At 52.3% G+C, this 3,326-nt stretch carries 1 protein-coding gene and 1 pseudogene; one reads left to right on the plus strand and one right to left on the minus strand.

Going from position 1 to position 3,326, the window contains the following annotated elements:
- Positions 1-81 precede the first annotated feature (81 nt).
- Positions 82-2,679 carry a leucine--tRNA ligase gene (leuS, locus tag ACUVQO_RS22825; RefSeq protein WP_445928117.1) on the plus strand — a complete coding sequence of 866 codons (2,598 nt, stop codon included), beginning with the start codon at positions 82-84 and terminating at the stop codon, positions 2,677-2,679.
- Here leuS and ACUVQO_RS22830 read toward each other — a convergent pair.
- Positions 2,659-2,778 (minus strand): annotated as a pseudogene (locus ACUVQO_RS22830) (IS630 family transposase); the annotation flags it as partial. The gene leuS and the pseudogene ACUVQO_RS22830 overlap by 21 nt on opposite strands.
- Positions 2,779-3,326: the final 548 nt, after the last annotated feature.

The following is a 3,326-nucleotide window of genomic DNA, read 5'->3' on the forward strand; positions in this document are numbered from 1 at the left end:
CGAAATCAGTGAACCGTTCATCAAATCAATTGTCATCCACCTCTTAGAATGAATTAGGCTAACGTTTGCAGGAGTTTTTCTGTGGAATCCCGTTATAACCCCGCTGAGATTGAGGAAAAGTGGCAAAAAGATTGGGCTGAGCAAGGGCTGTACAAGACTTCTGAGGATCCCAGTAAGCCCAAGTTTTATGCTCTGTCGATGTTCCCCTATCCATCGGGAAACCTGCACATGGGCCACGTCCGCGTTTATACAATTGTCGATGTGATTGCCCGGATTCGTCGGATGCAGGGATATCGGGTCTTGAACCCAATGGGTTGGGATGCCTTTGGGTTACCTGCGGAGAATGCGGCGATCGAACGGGGCATTCATCCCGCCAGATGGACGTATCAGAACATTGATCAGATGCGGCAGCAACTCAATCAGTTGGGCATCTCCTTTGACTGGGAGCGGGAAGTTACCACCTGTTCACCGGATTACTACCGCTGGACACAGTGGATTTTCTTGCAGTTCTTCCAGGCAGGATTAGCCTATCAAAAAGAGGCAACGGTCAACTGGGATCCGATCGACCAGACCGTGTTGGCCAATGAGCAGGTGGATAGTGAAGGGCGATCGTGGCGCTCCGGAGCCAAGGTCGAGCGCAAACAGTTACGCCAGTGGTTTTTGAAGATTACCGATTATGCCGATCAGTTGCTCACCGATCTGGATCAGTTGAGCGGTTGGCCGGAAAAAGTCCGCTTGATGCAGGCCAACTGGATCGGCAAATCGACGGGTGCTCAAGTTACTTTCACAACGGAAGCCGGGGATGAGATCATCGTCTTCACAACTCGTCCCGATACCTTGTGGGGAGCTACCTTCATGGTGTTGTCGCCAGAACATCCCCTGGTGGAGAAATTGACAACGAAGAAGCAGGCCAAAGCCATCAAAGCTTATCAGGAAGCCGCAGCAGCCAAGAGTGATATCGATCGCACCGCTGAAGGTCGGGAAAAAACGGGCGTATGGACAGGCAGCTATGCGATTAACCCGGTGAATGAGGCCAAAATCCCGATCTGGATTGCCGATTATGTGCTGATGGATTACGGCACTGGGGCAATCATGGCGGTTCCGGCCCACGACCAGCGTGACTTTGAATTTGCCAGACGGTTTAATTTGCCGATTCAAGCGGTCGTCCAACCGGCAGGCGAAACCTTGGATGGGGCCACCATGACGGCGGCTCATCCGGGAGATGGAGTGATGGTCAACTCTGGCCCGCTGGATGGGATTCCCGCTGGAAAGGAAAAGGGGCAAAGTGTGGAAGCCGCTATTCAGTGGTTGGAAAAACACGGTAAAGGCAAGGGAACGGCTAATTATCGTTTGCGGGATTGGCTAATTTCCCGGCAGCGCTATTGGGGGACACCGATCCCGATCATTCACTGTCCCCAGTGCGGAGCCGTTCCCGTTCCAGAAACCGATCTACCTGTTCGCCTGCCAGAAGACGTAGAGTTCTCCGGTCGGGGAGCCTCGCCCTTAGCTAAGCTGGCCTCCTGGATGAATGTGCCCTGTCCCACCTGTGGCACCGCTGCCCGCCGCGAGACAGACACAATGGATACCTTCATTGATTCGTCCTGGTATTTCTTGCGCTATCCCGATGCCAAGAATGAGCAGCAGGTGTTTGATCCGGAGAAAACGAATCGCTGGATGCCAGTGGATCAGTATGTAGGGGGGATTGAACATGCCATTTTGCACCTGTTGTATTCCCGCTTCTTTACCAAGGTATTGCGCGATCGCGGCTTGCTTAACTGCGACGAACCCTTCCAGCGGTTGCTGACTCAGGGGATGGTGCAGGGCAAGACCTACAAAAATCCTCGCACCGGCAAGTATGTGATTCCGGCCAACATTCCTGACTTCGCCAACCCCACCGATCCAGAAACAGGTGAACCCCTGGAAGTGGTGTACGAAAAAATGTCCAAGTCCAAATACAATGGGGTCGCGCCCGGAGACGTGGTGAACAAGTACGGAGCCGATACCGCTCGCATGTTCATTCTGTTCAAAGCGCCTCCTGAGAAGGATCTGGAATGGGATGAAGCGGACGTTGAAGGACAGTTTCGCTTTTTGAATCGGGTATGGCGATTGGTGACGGAGTTTGGCGATCAGCGATCGGGAATTGGAGATGAGAAATCTTCTGCACTCCACACTCCACACTCCGCACTTAGCAAGGACGAAAAAGATTTACGTCGCGCCATTCACATCGCCATCAAAGAAGTTACGGATGACTTGCAGGGCGACTATCAGTTTAATACGGCTGTATCCGAATTGATGAAGTTGAGCAATGCGTTGACGGATGCTGCCTGTAAAAACTCTGCCGTTTATGCAGAAGGCATTCGGACTTTGCTGATTTTGCTGGCTCCCTTTGCACCCCATATCACCGAGGAACTCTGGCACAATCTGGGCTATCGCCATTCAATACACACCCAACCCTGGCCAGCGGTGGATCCAGAAGCATTGGTAGCGGATGAAATTACCCTGGTAATTCAAGTGATGGGCAAGACACGGGGCACAATTCAGGTTCCCGCCAGTGCCGATAAAGCTGCTCTGGAACAATATGCCCGTGAGTCTGAGATTGCCAGACGGCATATTGATGGCAAAGAGATCAAGAAGGTAATTGTAGTACCGGGTAAGCTGGTGAACTTTGTTCTGGGATGAGATGATCTGCAACATCCGACACACTTCTATTTTGCGTTCGCTGTTTTTCACCGCGTCGATCGCTTTTCGGCACAGGTCATGGCTGTAGGGAGCGGGCATAGGCACTCCTAACCTTTCTTCTACCTCCGTGATAGTGTCCTAACCTAATTGAGTAAAGCTATACAGAAGTTTTAACCTCTACCTATTTGGCAGAGATATTGTATGGATAGCATCTGTCTAAACACCTGTTTGGGGATCTTAGGCAGACGATACTCTGTCTAACTCACCAAATCAGGGAAATAGGCAGATGGGATCTGTCTAAATATGAGTTAGCTAGCTCCGCAGCCAGAGCTTGCACTCGTTCTTCAGCGGGATCTGTCAGCCCGCAACCGCCCAGACGGTGGTCGGTGGAGGCCGTGGTTTGAGGGGGATCTGTGATAGCGAAAGCGCCCAGGAGGTTGTCGGTGAGGGCAGTCGCGAGGAGCGATCAGTGATTCCGAAAACACTCAGAAAGCGATCGGTGAGGCGAAGTTGGGGGGCGATCGGTGCGTCGCTGAACTAACAACGCTGTTGCAACGGATTGTTGAGTCCTGGCTGCAAGGGAGCAAGGTTGATCTACCGCTGCTGCACTTCACGACTATGAAGCCGTGAACGTGTCAAGTAGGTTT

The sequence above is a fragment of the Leptodesmis sp. genome, from assembly GCF_052746595.1.